This is a genomic window from Maritimibacter alkaliphilus HTCC2654, assembly GCF_000152805.1.
Classification (GTDB): Bacteria; Pseudomonadota; Alphaproteobacteria; order Rhodobacterales; family Rhodobacteraceae; genus Maritimibacter; species Maritimibacter alkaliphilus.
Genome location: NZ_CH902578.1, coordinates 3,865,235 through 3,878,647, shown reverse-complemented (window position 1 = coordinate 3,878,647; position 13,413 = coordinate 3,865,235). Strand labels below are relative to the sequence as shown.

Genomic DNA, 13,413 nt, shown 5'->3' with positions numbered 1-13,413 from the left:
TCGGCGACCGCCACCTGCCCGGTGTTCTCCATGTAGATCGACACCTTGGTCTCCTCGCCGGTTGCCGGGATCAGCCCACGCTCGATGGCGAAGGGGCCGACACCCGCCAGCATGTTCCCGCAGTTCTGCTTGTCGGTCACGATGGGCTGATCCACGAAAACCTGCAAAAACAGGTAATCCACGTCCACGCCCTCGCGTTCGGACCGCTTCACCACCGCCACCTTCGAGGTCAGCGGATCAGTCCCGCCCATTCCGTCGATCTGGCGCACATCCGGGCTGCCCATGACGCGCAGCAGAAACGCGTCGCGCGCCGCCTCGTCCGACGGCAGATCCTCGGCCAGGAAATACCCGCCTTTCGAGGTCCCGCCCCGCATCCACATGCACCGCACACCACCACTCACGGCGATCCTCCTCTTTCCGGTCCGAAATATCCCGGAGGGGGTCCGGGGGAGGCTGGCCTCCCCCGGTCGGTCGCCCCGGCGTCAGCCGGGGCGAAATCCCTCAGACGTACTTCAGGCCCTTTTCCTCGAGCCGCGGACGCATGCCATAGATGTCGAGCCCCAGCTCGCCCGCTTCGAACTTGGCACGCTTTTCGGCCTCGTTCGCTTCGCGCGCCTGCGCCTTTTTCAGCACATCGGCGGCCTCCTCGCGGCGCACGCAGACGACACCATCGTCATCGGCCACGATCACGTCGCCGGGGTTCACCAGCTCGTCGGCGCAGACGACCGGCACGTTGACCGACCCGAGGGTTTCCTTGATCGTGCCCTGCGCCCCGATGGCCTTGGACCACACGGGGAACCCCATCTCTTTCAGATCGGCCACGTCGCGCACGCCCGCGTCGATGATAAGCCCGCGACAGCCCCGCGCCATCGCGCTCGTCGCCAGCAGGTCGCCGAAATATCCGGCATCCGACGGGCTGATCGTGCCAAGGAGCAGCACGTCGCCCTCTTTCAACTGCTCGATCGCCACGTGGATCATCCAGTTGTCCATCGGCGGGGCGAGGATGGTCGTGGCCGAGCCGGCGATGCGCGCGCCGGGATAGATCGGGCGCATGTAGCTGTTCAAAAGCCCCTTGCGGCCCTGCGCCTCGTGCACCGTGGCCACGCCACACTTTGCCAGACCGTCGATCACGGCCGGGTCGGCGCGTTCGATGTTTTGGACGACGATGCCGGTGGTTCCGGGTTGATAGGTCATTCGGCCTCCCCTCAGTCCAGCTCGTCCACAGTGCGCGGGAAGATCGCCTCGAACCCTTCGGCGTGGGTCGCGGCCTTGCCGCCCGCCTGTCCGCCGGAGTTGCGGCGGAAGTGGTTGCCGCGGTTCTGGGCGACGTTCTCATAGAAGTGCCACAGATGCTCCTGCCCCTGCATGCACTGAATGGCGGCCCATTTCTTGTCCCACACATCCGAGATGTCGAGGAAGATGTTCGGCTTCCAGTTCATCTGCTCGGTCTGGTGCGGCTCGAACAGGTAAAGCTGCGGTGCGCCCAGCACCTTCTCGCCCGGATTGTGACCCCAGGCCTGTGCCATCATGCGGGTCTCCAGCGCGAACTGCGTCGTGTTCATGTGGTCGGTGTTGTAGGGGTCCCACTTCGAATGGCTGAACATGAACTTCGGCTGCACCGCGCGGATCACGTCGACCATCTTGTCTTTGTATTCGCGCGTGAACTCCAGCGGGTAGTCGCCCATATCGAAGAACTGAATGTCGTGGACACCCAGAGCCGAAGCCGCGTTCTCGGCTTCCTTGCGCCGCTCGGTCTTCACCTTGTCGAGCGTCATGCCCTCCTGCTTCCACAGCTTCGCGCTTTCGCCACGCTCGCCGTAGGACAGGCAGACGACGGTGACGTCGTAGCCCAGCTTGGCGTGCTTCGCGATCGCGCCACCGGCTCGCCAGACGAAGTCGGCGGAGTGCGCGGAAATGACGAGGGCGGTTTTCTTGTCGGACATAACGTCTCTCTCCCATGGATCCTGTTCGTGCCACGGCCCTGCGGGCGACCCCGGACCATCGCTCACGGCTTAGTGCAGACGGCACGTGCCTTTCCATTTGAATCCCACGCGCCGCGCATAAATATTTGCTATAGGCGAGAGGCAGGTTCAGAATACTGCACATGCACAAGGAACTGATATGTCGGTCGAATTCCTGAACCTCAGGCATCTGCGCGCCTTCATGGAGGTTGCCGACGCCCACGGGATTTCGGCCGCCGCCCACAAGGTGCACCTGAGCCAGCCTGCAGTGACGCAGGCGATCTCGGGGCTCGAGGCGCGGCTGGGGACCAAACTTCTCGACCGGCGGACAGAAGGCATGTTCCCGACCAAGGCGGGCGGCGCGCTTCTGGCGCGGGTGCGACGCATGTTCGGGCATCTGGCCCATGGCGCGGCGCTTGCGGTCAGGATCGGACGGCGCGAGGGCAAGCCGGTGCCGGACTTCCACCTGCGGGTCACGGCCGCCCAGTTGCGCGCGCTCATCGCAATCCGGGACGCGGGCAACTTCAGCCTCGCCGCCCGAACGCTGGGCATTTCGCAGCCCTCGATCCACCGGGCCGGACGCGATCTGGAAAAGCTGTCGGGGATGGAGCTGTTCTCGGCGGGCCGTCGCGGGATCGAACTGACCCCGCAGGCCGAGGCCTTCGCCCGTTCGGTCAAACTCGCCGAAGCCGAACTCAATCAGGGGCTCGACGATCTGACCCGGCTCGCAGGGCGCGACAGCACGCGCATCACCGTCGGCTCGATGCCGCTGTCGCGCACGCGCATCCTGCCCGAAGCCATCGACGCCCTGCTCGCGGGGTCCGCCGGCGTCCAAATCCGCACCATCGACGCGCCCTATGCCGAATTGCTGCGCGGCCTGCGCTACGGCGACATCGACGTTCTGATCGGGGCGCTGCGCGATCCGGTGCCGGTGGACGACGTTGTGCAGGAGCCGCTGTTCGAGGACCGCCTCTCGGTCGTTGCGGGGCCGAACCATCCCCTTGCCGGGCGCCGGAACATCGGCATTTCCGATACGCTGGCCTATCCGTGGATCGCCCCGCCCAAGGAAACACCGGGCGGGTCCTACCTGTTTCGGACGCTCCAGATCGGTGACATGCAGGAAACGCCGGTGCGCATCGTATCCTCGTCCATGGTGCTGGTCCGGGGGCTTCTGGCGCGGGGCGATTACCTGACCATTCTCTCACCACATCAGGCCGAGGTCGAAATCGCACACGGCGACATGGTGCAGCTCGACATGGACCTGCCCGACAGCCGCCGCCCCATCGGGCTCACAACCCGCACCGGATGGGTGCCGACGGCCACGCAGGCAAGGTTTCTCGACCTGATCCGGGCCGCCGCGACGCGCCGTGAAAGCCCGCCCTCTACCCAAATCGAATAGCCAATCAGGGCAATGAATTTCCAATTGGGCCGGGGCGTGCCTACATCGCAATCAGATGCGAACAGATCGAGACATAGACAGCTTCGGGGCCGAACCGACCCCGATCGCGCTGATCGGCTTCGGTGAAGCCGGGGCCGCGCTTGCCCAAGGCTGGGGTGAGGCCGGGGTCGGTGTCACGCTTCGCGCCTTCGACATCAAGACGACCGGCGCGGACAATGCGCTCGCCTCGGCCATGTGGGACCGCTACGGCGCCGCCGGCGTGACGGGGGCGAACACGGTGAGCGACGCGACGCGGGGCACCCGCGCCGTCTTTTCGCTCGTAACGGCGGACAGCGCCCATGACGCGGCCCGCGCCGTCGCCGAGGTGATCCCCGAAGGCACGTTCTATTTCGACTGCAATTCCTGCGCGCCGGGCACCAAGCAAGCCTCGGCCACGGTGATCGAAGCGGCGGGCGGTCGCTATGTCGATACCGCGATCATGTCGCCGATCCACCCCAAGCTGCACGCCTCGCCCATGCTGGTGTCCGGCCCCCATGCCCGCCGCGCCAAGGCGTTGATGGACGGGCTGTCCATGTCCGTCCGCGTCATCGAGGGCGATGTGGGCCGCGCCTCGTCGATCAAGATGATCCGGTCCGTGATGGTCAAGGGGATCGAGGCACTGACGCTCGAATGCATCCTGTCTGCGGTCGAAGCCGGAGTGGCGGAGGAAGTGGTCGCCTCGCTCGACGCATCCATGCCGGGCTGGGATTGGGCGGCGCGGGCGGCTTATAATATGGAACGGACCACGACCCACGGCATCCGCCGGGCCGCCGAAATGCGCGAAGTGGTGCGGACCGTCGCCGACCTCGGCATCGCGGCCCGCATGACACCCGCGACCGTGGCGTGGCAGCAAGCCATGGGCGATCTCGGCCTGACCGGGACGCCGGAAGATTATCAACACAGGGCCGAAGCCATTCTGGCAGCCCTTGGAAACGCGCAAATGGAGGATACCCCATGACCAGGAAGCCGAAGGAATACGACGATATTCCGGGCACGTTCGTATTCGACGCGGACCGCTCCCGCCAGGGTTACTGGCTGAACCAGTTCTGCATCTCGCTCTCGAAAGAAGAGAACCGGCAGGCGTTTCGGGACGACCCCGAAGCCCACATGGCCAAGTTCAAGATGACCGAGGACCAGAAACAGGCGATCCGCGACCGTGACTGGAACCGCCTGCTCGAGCTTGGCGGAAACATCTACTACACCTCGAAACTCGGTGCGTTCGACGGCATCGTCTTTCAGGACCTCGCCGCGATGATGTCGGGCATGAGCCGGGACGACTATCGCAAGATGATGGTCGACGGCGGCCGCAGCCCCGACGGCAACCGCTACAAATCCGAATGGGAGAAGAAATAATGGCCAAGATCACAGCAGGTATCGCGTGCAGCCACGTGCCCGCCATCGGCGTGGCCATGGACCAGCACATCACCGAGCAACCCTATTGGGTGCCGGTGTTCGAAGGGTTCGAATACAGCCGCGAGTGGAACAAGAAGAACAAGCCGGACGTGGTCTTCCTCGTCTACAACGACCACTGCACCGCCTTCGACGCGAGTGTCATTCCGACCTTCGCGCTGGGCTGCGCCGCCGAGTTCACGCCTGCCGACGAAGGCTGGGGGCCGCGCCCGGTGCCGGTGGTGAAGAACCATCAGGAATTCGCGAGCCACATCGCCCAGAGCCTCGTCCTTGACGAATTCGACATCACCATCATGAACGAGATGGACGTGGACCACGGCCTGACCGTGCCGCTGTCGGTGATGTTCGGCGACAAGACGCCCGAGGACGACTGGGGCACGCTGGTGATCCCGCTCGCCGTGAACGTCGTGCAATACCCCGCGCCGACCGCCAACCGCTGCTACGCGCTGGGTCAGGCGATCCGCCGCGCGGTGGACAGCTGGGACGAGGACATCAACGTCCACATCTACGGCACCGGCGGCATGTCCCACCAGCTTCAGGCGCAGCGCGCCGGGCTCATCAACGCGACCTGGGACCAGCAGTTCATGGACATCCTCGTCAATGAACCCGAAAAGGCCCGCAAGATCTCGCACGTCGAGTTCCTGCGCGAAACCGGCTCGGAAGGGATCGAAATGGTCATGTGGCTCGTCATGCGCGGCGCGCTGGACGAGAAGGTGACGGAAGTTCACCGACACTATCACGTGCCCGCGTCGAACACCGCCGTCGGTCACCTCATCCTCGAAAACCACGCCTAAGAAGGGGAACCCTCATGCGTATTTGTGTCGCCGGCGCCTATGGCGCCTTCGGGATCAAACACATGGACGCGCTGGCCAACATTCCCGAGGTCGAAGTGACCTCGGTGATGGGGCCGACCGCGGAAAAGATCGAAGCCTTCGCGAAAGAACGCGGCGTCGGCCATTGGGCGACGACGCTGGACGAATGCCTTGCGCGGGGTGACGTGGACGCGGTGATCCTGTCCACGCCCACACAGATGCACGCCGAACAGGCCATCGCCTGTATGGATGCGGGCAAGCACGTGCTGGTGGAAATCCCGATGGCCGACAGCCTCGAGGATTCCATCGCGGTGGTCGAGAAGCAGAAAGAAACCGGGCTGGTCGCCATGGCCGGGCAGGTCCGCCGCTTCAACCCGTCGCACCAGTGGATCAAGAACAAGATCGACGCGGGCGAGCTGAAAATTCAGCAGATGGACGTGCAGACCTATTTCTTCCGCCGCACCAACACCAACGCCAAGGGCGAGGCCCGGTCCTGGACCGATCACCTGCTGTGGCACCACGCCTGTCACACGGTCGATCTGTTCCAGTACCAGACCGGCGAGAGCGTGTCGGAGAGCTTCGGCCTGCAAGGCCCCAAGCACCCCGACCTCGACATCGCGATGGATATGGCCATCGGCATGAAGACCCCGTCCGGCGCGATCTGCACCCTGTCGCTGTCGTTCAACAACGACGGCCCCTTCGGGACGTTCTTCCGCTACATCTGCGACAACGGCACCTATATCGCGCGATACGACGATCTGTTCGACGGGAAAGAAAACCCGATCGATCTGGACGGCGTGGCCGTGTCGAACAACGGGATCGAATTGATAGACCGGGAGTTCGTGTCGGCCATCGCCGAAGGCCGCGAGCCGAATGGTGCCGTCGCTCAGGTTCTGCCCGCGATGGAGACCCTCGACGCCATCGAGCGCGGGTTCAAGTAGGGTTTCGCCCCGCTATCGCGGGACGACCCGGGGCCGCGCTTCGCGCGGCCCTTTCATTTTGGGGGGTGCCTCGCTGCGCTCGGCGTCAATGGGCGGTGGCGAGACGGTCTCGGGCCGGTCGCCGGTTGGCGAGTTCTCGTAGAACTTTCTTGCCTCCGGCGGGGATATTTTCGGACCGGAAAGACGGGGATGTGGGGCGCCTAGCCGTCCGACGGGCGCACGAGGATGGCGCGGAAGTCGTTCACGTTGGTGCCTGTGGGGCCGGGGGTGAACAGGTCGCCCAGAACCTCGAAGGCCGTGAAAGCGTCGTTATCTGCAAGAAGCGCCGCCGGGTCGTAGCCCGCTTCGCGCAGGCGCGCGGCGGTTGTGCCGTCGGCGAAGGCCCCCGCGTTGTCCTCGCTTCCGTCGATCCCATCGGTGTCGGCGGCCAACGCGGCAATCCCTGTCGACCCGTCGATGGCTATGGCGAAGGCGAGCAGGAATTCGGTATTCCGCCCGCCGCGCCCCTGCCCTTTCAGCGTCACTGTCGTCTCGCCGCCCGACAGGATGACGACGGGCGCTTCGAAGGGTTGGGCCCTGGTGGCCGAGTGGCCCGCGATCGCCGCGTGGACGCGCGCGACCTCCCGCGCCTCGCCTTCTATGGCGTCGGAGAGGATCACCGCCGGAAGGCCGCGGTCCCGTGCACGGGCGGCGGCGGCGTCGAGCGAACGGGCGGCGGAGGCGATCACCCTGACCTCGTTGCCCGCGAAGGCCGGGTCCGCGGGATCGGGCGCAACGCAGGCCTCGATTTCGGCCAACATGCGGTCGGGCAACGCGACGTTCCAGGCGCGGATCGCGGCCAGCGCCGCCTTTGCATCGGTCGCATCGGGAACCGTCGGGCCGGACGCCACCTGCGCCGGATCGTCCCCCGGCACATCGGATACGATCAGCGTCACCACCTTGGCCGGATGCGCCGCCGCCGCGAGCCGCCCGCCCTTCATGAGCGAGAAATGCTTTCGGATCGCATTCATCGCGGAAATCGGCGCGCCCGAGGCAAGGAGCGCCTCGTTCAGGGCCTGCTCGTCCGCGAGCGTGAAGCCGTCGGGCGGCGCGGGCAGCAGGGCCGACCCGCCCCCGGTAATCAACGCGATGACGAGGTCGTCTTCGGTCAGCCCCTGGACCGCCGCGAACAGAGCCTCGGCCCCGTCGATCCCGGCAGCATCCGGCACCGGATGGGCGGCTTCCATCACGCGAATGGTTCGGGTCTTGGCCCCGTATCCGTATCGCGTGACCACGACGCCTTCGTATGGGGCTTCCCACAGATCCTCGAAAGCGACGGCGAGTTGCGCCGCGCCCTTGCCCGCACCGATCACGACCGTCCGGCCCTTCGGGGGGGCAGGCAGGTTCGGCCCCAATGCCTGCGTCGCATCGGCGGCCCGGATCGCTGCGTCGAACAGGTCGGTCAGGAGGGCGCGGTCGTCCGGTGTCATGTGGCCGCCCCGCGCCGGCCAAATCTGACTCCATCAGATAAGTTTGTAAGCGCCAACATGGTGGAATTCCACCATTTTACGTCCCAGAGTGTGAGATTAAAGTCCTTGGTGTTACGCATGGCTCGGTCTTGTGAGTGGTTCGACCGACCCAACGCGACATGGAGCGTTCCCGGATCGGGCAAATCGGTCTTCTGATCCACGGTCACGCAACACCCTTTTTCAGTTGTCACTGTTCGAATTCGGGACGCTCCACCCCTTTATTCCTTGGTGTAGGGCGTCCCGTTCGCTGCTGGCGGTTTCGACCGGCCGATCAGGCCCGCGACCACGATGATCGTCGCGATATAGGGGGCCATGGCGAGGAATTCGGACGGGATCGGCGTGTTCAGGAGCGCCAGTTTCTGCTGGATCGAATCCGCGAAGCCGAAGATCAGCGCAGCCGAAAGCGCCCCGACCGGATGCCACCGGCCGAAGATCATGGCGGCGAGCCCGATGTAGCCGCGCCCGTTCGTCATGTTCTCGTCGAACCGCCCGACAGAGCCGAGCGTGAACCATGCGCCACCGAAGCCCGCGACCATGCCGCCCAGCGTCACGTGGATATAGCGCGTGCGATAGACGTCGACGCCCAGCGTGTCGGCGGCACGGGGATGCTCGCCCACGGCGCGCGCGCGCAGCCCGTTCTTGGTGTGAAACAGGTAGTAGGTCGAGATCGCGACCAGTATCAACGCGCCGTAGACGAACAGGTTCTGGTTGAACAGCATCGGGCCGATGACCGGAATGTCGCCCAGGAGCGGGATCTTGAAGGCGCGGAAGGTGGGCGCGTTGTTCAGGTGTCGATATTCGGAAAACACCTGCGACGACACGTAACTCGTCACGCCCAAGACGAAGAGATTGATGACCACCCCCGCGATGATCTGGTCCATTCGGTAGGTCACGACGAGGGCGGCGAGCAGCATGCCGAAGCCGCCACCGACGAGGATCGCGGCGAACATGCCGACCCACCCGCCCAGAAGCGACCCGATGAGCGCGCCGGTGAAGGCGCCCGCCAGTAGCATCCCTTCGATGGCGATGTTCACGACCGCCACACGTTCGGACAACACGCCCGCGAGTCCGCCCAGCGCGATGGGCACGGCACGCACCATCGTGGCCTGCAACATGCCGGTGAGCGAGAACGATTTGCCCGCCGTCGCCCAGACGAGGAAGGCCATGACGAGAATGGCGAGACCGATCCCGAGGCTCAGGTTCGTCCACTTCGCGCCGCCGCGCAGGAACTGGCGCACGCCGAGAAAGGCGAGCAGCGCCGCGGCGATCATGTTGAACGGCCCGCCGGGGACGACGAGGTTGCCGACCTGAATGGCATCGCGCGGCGTGGTCAGGCGGAAGGTCGCGACCTCGCCCGGTGTCACGTTCAGCCCGAACAGCACCAGAAGGGCGAGCGCGATCAGCACCCCGCCCATGATCCGCGCGCGGCGGGCCGAGGCGCTGTCGAGTTTCTCGTCGGGCGACGGGGTGGCTTGGCTGGTCATGTCGGTCATGCGTCACCCACGCGTTTGGTGCGTTTCCGGAAGCCCCACGGGAAGATCGCGCGCACGAGAAGCGGGGCCGCGATGAAGATGATGATGAGGGCCTGAATGATCCCGATCAGGTCGATGGACACGCCCGCGCTGACCTGCATCTGGCGGCCGCCCGCCTCGAGCGCGCCGAACAGGATGCCGGCGAACAGGATGCCGACGGGATGCGACCGGCCCAGAAGCGCGACAGCGATGGCGTCGAACCCGATCCCGGCCGAAAAGCCGGGGCTCGCGCGGCCCAGAACGCCGGTGACCTGCGTCGCACCAGCAAGACCGGCGAGCGCGCCCGCCGTGCCCATCGCCAGCACGATGATGAAGGCCGCGTTCATGCCCGCGTAGTTCGCCGCATCCGGGTTCTCGCCCGAAGCGCGGAAGGCGAAGCCGATCTTCGAGCGAAACAGCATCCAGTAGACGAAAGCGACGGCGGCCAGCATCACGAAAATGCCCGCGTGAAGGCGCAGGTTCACGTCGATGAAATCGAGGATGCGGGGCAGTTCCGCCGAGGGCGGAACGTCCTTGGAAATCGGGTCGGACCGACCTTCGCGCTGGATGAAGGGCTGGCGCAGCAGCCAGTCGAGCAGGCGATAGGAGATGAGGTTGAGCATGATGGTCGAGATGACCTCATGCGCCCCGGTCGTCGCCTTGAGAAACCCCGCGATGGCCGCGTAAAGCGCGCCGACCAGCGCCCCGATCAGAAGCGTCAGAGGCAGATGGATGATCCACGGCAGACCGGCCAAGGTGAAGCCCGCAACGACGGCGGCCAGACCGCCCATCAGAAGCTGACCCTCCGCCCCGATGTTGAACAGGCCCGCCCGGAAACCAAGGCCAAGGCCCAGCCCCGCCAGAACCAGCGGGATCGAGGCGGTCAGCGTCTCGGACCAGGCCGACAGCGACCCGACCGAGCCGACGGCGAGCGCCACGAAGCTGCGCCCGATGGTCGGCAAGTCGACGGCGGTGGCGAGCATGATGAGCGCGCCGAAGATCAGCGCCACGACCACGGCGAACAGCGGCACGATCACGAGATCCTCGAAATCGTCGCGGCCATGGGTGGTGCGCGCCATCAGGCCGCGCATCCGTTCATTCACTTCCTTGAGGTCCGGTCCCGAACTCATGCGGCCTCTCCTTCAAACGACCCCGCCATCGCGAGGCCCACGGCATTGCGGTCGGCCTTGCCGCCGGTGTTGTCGAATTCCGCGACGATCCTGCCGTCGTACATGACGTAAATGCGGTCCGAGAGCCCCATGATCTCGTCCAGCTCCGACGATACGATAAGCACGCCGTCGCCCTCGTCCCGGCTGGCGATGAGCCGCTCGTGGATATACTCGATCGACCCGACGTCGACCCCGCGTGTCGGCTGCGAGGCGATCACGAGCTTGGTCTGACGCTCCAGTTCGCGCGCCACCACCATCTTTTGCTGGTTGCCGCCCGACAGCGCCCCGCCGGGCAGGAACACGCTCGGCGTGCGCACGTCGAATTCGACGCAGTATTTCGCCGCCGTCTCGTGGACCTTGGGCCAGTCGATCGCCCAGCCTTTGGAATATTCCGGCGCGTAATAGTTGTTCAGCACCATGTTCTCGGCGACCGAGAAGCTGTCGACCATGCCCGACTTGTGCCGATCCTCTGGGATATGGGCCATGCCCATTTTGTGACGCTCGCGCACGCGAGCATAGGTGATGTCGGTGCCGTCGAAGTCGATTTTGCCCGACGCAACACGCTCAAGCCCCGTGATCGCCTCGACCAGTTCGGTCTGGCCGTTGCCCTGCACCCCCGCAACGCCCACGACCTCGCCCGAGCGCACGGTCATCGACACGCGGTCGAGCACCTTGTCGTCGTTCTCGTCCAGCATGGTCACATCGTGCAATTCCAGCATGGTGCGGCCCGGCTTGGCATCGCCCTTGGCGGTCGTGAAGCTGACCGGGCGGCCCACCATCATCTCGGCAAGGTCCGATTCCGTCAGTGTCTTGGGGTCGCCTTCGCCGGTGATCCGGCCTTGGCGCAGCACGCTGATCCGGTCCGAAATCTCCAGAACCTCGTGCAGCTTATGCGTAATGAAAACAATGGCTTTCCCGGCTTTCTTCAAGGTGTCCACGATCCCGAAGAATTCGCGCACCTCCTGCGGGGTAAGCACGGCGGTCGGCTCGTCAAGGATCAGCACGTCCGCAGACCGGAACAGCACCTTGAGGATCTCGACGCGCTGCTGGATGCCCACCGGAAGCTCTTCGATCAGTTCATCGGGGGGCACGTGCAGGCGGTATTTCTCGTTGATCTCCTCGACCTGACGGCGGGCCTTCTTGATGTCGAGGTATCCGAACTTGCCGGTCGGCTCGACGCCCAGCACGACGTTTTCGGCGACCGTCATCACGGGGACGAGCATGAAATGCTGGTGCACCATGCCGATGCCCGCGGCGATCCCGTCGCCGGGGCCTTCGAACTTGACCGGCTTGCCGTCGATCAGGATCTCGCCCTCGTCGGGCGTGTAGAGCCCCGAGAGCATGTTCATCATGGTCGATTTGCCCGCACCGTTCTCGCCGAGCAGGCCCAGAACCTCGCCCGCGCGGATGTGCAGATTGACGTTGTCGTTGGCGACGACGGGGCCGAAGCGCTTGGTCAGACCGCGCAGTTCGACATCCATGGGCAGCCCTCCCCGATTGGACAGGTTTTGGACGGAAAACCGCCGCCGGGTTTCACCGGCGGCGGCAAAGGGTCAGATTACATGCCGACCTGAATCGATCCGTCGATGATGCCCGCTTTCACGGCCTCGATCTCGGCTTTCAGCTCTTCCGGAATGGAATCTTCGAAGGCGCCATAGGGGGCAAGGCCCACGCCTTCGTTCTCGAGCGTGCCTACGATCAGCCCGCCCTCGAACGTGTCGTTCATCGCCATGTCGATCACCTGCGTCACGGTCGAGTCCATGCGCTTGAGGACCGAAGTCAGATAGACATGCGCCTTTTCCGGGTCGGTCTGGGTCTGGTCGGCGTCCACACCGATGATCTTCAGGCTGTCGGTGCCCATCTCGTCGGCAAGCTGCGCCGAACCAAGGCCCACGGGACCGGCGACGGGCATAACGATGTCGGCGCCTTCCTGATGCAGGTTCTCGGCGAAGGCGCGGCCATCGTCGAGGCTGTCGAAGTTGCCGGTGAACAGGCCTTCCGAGCTTTCCGGGTTCCAGCCCAGAACCATCACGTCGGTGCCCTTCTGTTCGTTGTAGTACTGAACGCCGTAGTAGAAGCCGTCCATGAACGCGGTGACCGGCGGGATGTTGATGCCGCCGAAGGTGCCGACGACGCCCGTCTGGGACATGCCAGCGGCCAGATAACCGGCAAGGAACGCACCCTGATCGGTCGCATAAACCTGACCCAGCACGTTCGGGATCGTGGGATCATAGGCGAAGTCGACGATCGAGAATTTCTGCTCCGGGTTGGCCTCGGCGGCTGCCTTGGTCGCGTCGCCCATGAGGAAGCCGACGGTGACGATGATGTCGCAGTTGCCTTCGATCAGCGAGTTCAGGTTGGCCTCGTAATCGGTTTCGGCCTGCGATTCCAGGAAACGGCCTTCGATGTCCGAAGCCTCCATCGCATCCTGCACGCCCTTCCACGCGGTCTGGTTGAAGCCCGCGTCGTCGATGCCGCCCGTGTCGGTCACCTGACAGGCGGTGAAGGCCGAAGCCGTCATCACCGTGCCGGCGAGCAGCGCGGCGGCAAGCCCGGTGCGGGCCGTGATTTTGTTGAGAAACGTCATTAAGACCTCCATGTCGAACCACGCCAAGACGTTCGGGCGCGGCAGGTTAGTTTATTTTTTTGGCAGGCAACGCGTG

Annotated in this window: 13 protein-coding genes; 5 read left to right on the top strand and 8 right to left on the bottom strand. The window is 65.0% G+C overall.

Annotated elements, in window-relative coordinates:
* From RB2654_RS20000 to RB2654_RS19990, 3 genes are all read right to left on the bottom strand, one after another.
* Positions 1 to 401: PrpF domain-containing protein (locus tag RB2654_RS20000; protein ID WP_302621692.1), on the bottom strand; the 401-nt coding region annotated here is incomplete at its 3' end.
* A 100-nt stretch (positions 402 to 501) separates the two neighbouring features.
* Positions 502 to 1,194, bottom strand: a complete 693-nt coding sequence (gene ligK / locus RB2654_RS19995; protein WP_008335192.1) for a 4-carboxy-4-hydroxy-2-oxoadipate aldolase/oxaloacetate decarboxylase — start codon at positions 1,192 to 1,194, stop codon at positions 502 to 504.
* 11 nt (positions 1,195 to 1,205) lie between these two features.
* Positions 1,206 to 1,943, bottom strand: coding sequence for a PIG-L deacetylase family protein (locus RB2654_RS19990; RefSeq protein WP_008335190.1), 738 nt, complete (start codon positions 1,941 to 1,943; stop codon positions 1,206 to 1,208).
* Between the two features lie 178 nt (positions 1,944 to 2,121).
* On the opposite strand from RB2654_RS19990, the gene RB2654_RS19985 reads away from it, so the two are divergent.
* Genes RB2654_RS19985 through RB2654_RS19965 form a run of 5 tightly spaced genes read left to right on the top strand, consistent with a single transcriptional unit; the run spans position 2,122 to position 6,562 of the window.
* Positions 2,122 to 3,360, top strand: a complete 1,239-nt coding sequence (locus tag RB2654_RS19985; RefSeq protein WP_008335189.1) for a LysR family transcriptional regulator — start codon at positions 2,122 to 2,124, stop codon at positions 3,358 to 3,360.
* Between the two features lie 55 nt (positions 3,361 to 3,415).
* On the top strand, positions 3,416 to 4,357 hold the full coding sequence (locus RB2654_RS19980) for a DUF1932 domain-containing protein (RefSeq protein WP_008335188.1): 942 nt from the start codon (positions 3,416 to 3,418) through the stop codon (positions 4,355 to 4,357).
* Entirely contained in the window at positions 4,354 to 4,752 is a 399-nt protein-coding gene (ligA, locus tag RB2654_RS19975; RefSeq protein ID WP_008335187.1) for a protocatechuate 4,5-dioxygenase subunit alpha, read from the top strand. Before RB2654_RS19980 ends, ligA begins: the two co-directional genes overlap by 4 nt.
* The gene (locus RB2654_RS19970) at positions 4,752 to 5,603 is read left to right on the top strand and encodes a class III extradiol dioxygenase subunit beta (protein WP_008335186.1); all 852 of its coding nucleotides are present in this window, start codon (positions 4,752 to 4,754) and stop codon (positions 5,601 to 5,603) included. Before ligA ends, RB2654_RS19970 begins: the two co-directional genes overlap by 1 nt.
* A gap of 14 nt (positions 5,604 to 5,617) precedes the next feature.
* A complete protein-coding gene (locus RB2654_RS19965) occupies positions 5,618 to 6,562 on the top strand; it encodes a Gfo/Idh/MocA family oxidoreductase (protein WP_008335185.1) in 945 nt (314 codons plus the stop codon).
* A gap of 200 nt (positions 6,563 to 6,762) precedes the next feature.
* Here the strand turns inward: RB2654_RS19965 and RB2654_RS19960 are convergent, their stop codons facing one another.
* From RB2654_RS19960 to RB2654_RS19940, 5 genes are all read right to left on the bottom strand, one after another.
* Positions 6,763 to 8,031 (bottom strand): glycerate kinase type-2 family protein, encoded by a 1,269-nt coding sequence (locus tag RB2654_RS19960; protein WP_008335184.1) that lies wholly within the window; start codon positions 8,029 to 8,031, stop codon positions 6,763 to 6,765.
* 257 nt (positions 8,032 to 8,288) lie between these two features.
* Positions 8,289 to 9,563, bottom strand: coding sequence for an ABC transporter permease (locus tag RB2654_RS19955; protein WP_008335183.1), 1,275 nt, complete (start codon positions 9,561 to 9,563; stop codon positions 8,289 to 8,291).
* Positions 9,560 to 10,711, bottom strand: coding sequence for an ABC transporter permease (locus RB2654_RS19950; protein WP_008335177.1), 1,152 nt, complete (start codon positions 10,709 to 10,711; stop codon positions 9,560 to 9,562). Before RB2654_RS19950 ends, RB2654_RS19955 begins: the two co-directional genes overlap by 4 nt.
* Positions 10,708 to 12,231 carry an ABC transporter ATP-binding protein gene (locus RB2654_RS19945; RefSeq protein WP_008335176.1) on the bottom strand — a complete coding sequence of 508 codons (1,524 nt, stop codon included), beginning with the start codon at positions 12,229 to 12,231 and terminating at the stop codon, positions 10,708 to 10,710. Before RB2654_RS19945 ends, RB2654_RS19950 begins: the two co-directional genes overlap by 4 nt.
* Before the next feature lie 77 nt (positions 12,232 to 12,308).
* Positions 12,309 to 13,337 (bottom strand): BMP family lipoprotein, encoded by a 1,029-nt coding sequence (locus RB2654_RS19940; RefSeq protein WP_008335175.1) that lies wholly within the window; start codon positions 13,335 to 13,337, stop codon positions 12,309 to 12,311.
* Positions 13,338 to 13,413: the final 76 nt, after the last annotated feature.

What these genes read in the sequence shown, in the direction of transcription:
- RB2654_RS19960 (WP_008335184.1), bottom strand. Translation starts at nt 8,031, where the DNA reads ATGACACCGGACGACCGCGCCCTCCTGACCGACCTGTTCGACGCAGCG.
- RB2654_RS19940 (WP_008335175.1), bottom strand. Translation starts at nt 13,337, where the DNA reads ATGACGTTTCTCAACAAAATCACGGCCCGCACCGGGCTTGCCGCCGCG.
- RB2654_RS19945 (WP_008335176.1), bottom strand. Translation starts at nt 12,231, where the DNA reads ATGGATGTCGAACTGCGCGGTCTGACCAAGCGCTTCGGCCCCGTCGTC.
- RB2654_RS19980 (WP_008335188.1), top strand. Translation starts at nt 3,416, where the DNA reads ATGCGAACAGATCGAGACATAGACAGCTTCGGGGCCGAACCGACCCCG.
- RB2654_RS19955 (WP_008335183.1), bottom strand. Translation starts at nt 9,563, where the DNA reads ATGACCGACATGACCAGCCAAGCCACCCCGTCGCCCGACGAGAAACTC.
- ligK (WP_008335192.1), bottom strand. Translation starts at nt 1,194, where the DNA reads ATGACCTATCAACCCGGAACCACCGGCATCGTCGTCCAAAACATCGAA.
- RB2654_RS19965 (WP_008335185.1), top strand. Translation starts at nt 5,618, where the DNA reads ATGCGTATTTGTGTCGCCGGCGCCTATGGCGCCTTCGGGATCAAACAC.
- RB2654_RS19970 (WP_008335186.1), top strand. Translation starts at nt 4,752, where the DNA reads ATGGCCAAGATCACAGCAGGTATCGCGTGCAGCCACGTGCCCGCCATC.
- RB2654_RS19950 (WP_008335177.1), bottom strand. Translation starts at nt 10,711, where the DNA reads ATGAGTTCGGGACCGGACCTCAAGGAAGTGAATGAACGGATGCGCGGC.
- RB2654_RS19985 (WP_008335189.1), top strand. Translation starts at nt 2,122, where the DNA reads ATGTCGGTCGAATTCCTGAACCTCAGGCATCTGCGCGCCTTCATGGAG.
- ligA (WP_008335187.1), top strand. Translation starts at nt 4,354, where the DNA reads ATGACCAGGAAGCCGAAGGAATACGACGATATTCCGGGCACGTTCGTA.
- RB2654_RS19990 (WP_008335190.1), bottom strand. Translation starts at nt 1,943, where the DNA reads ATGTCCGACAAGAAAACCGCCCTCGTCATTTCCGCGCACTCCGCCGAC.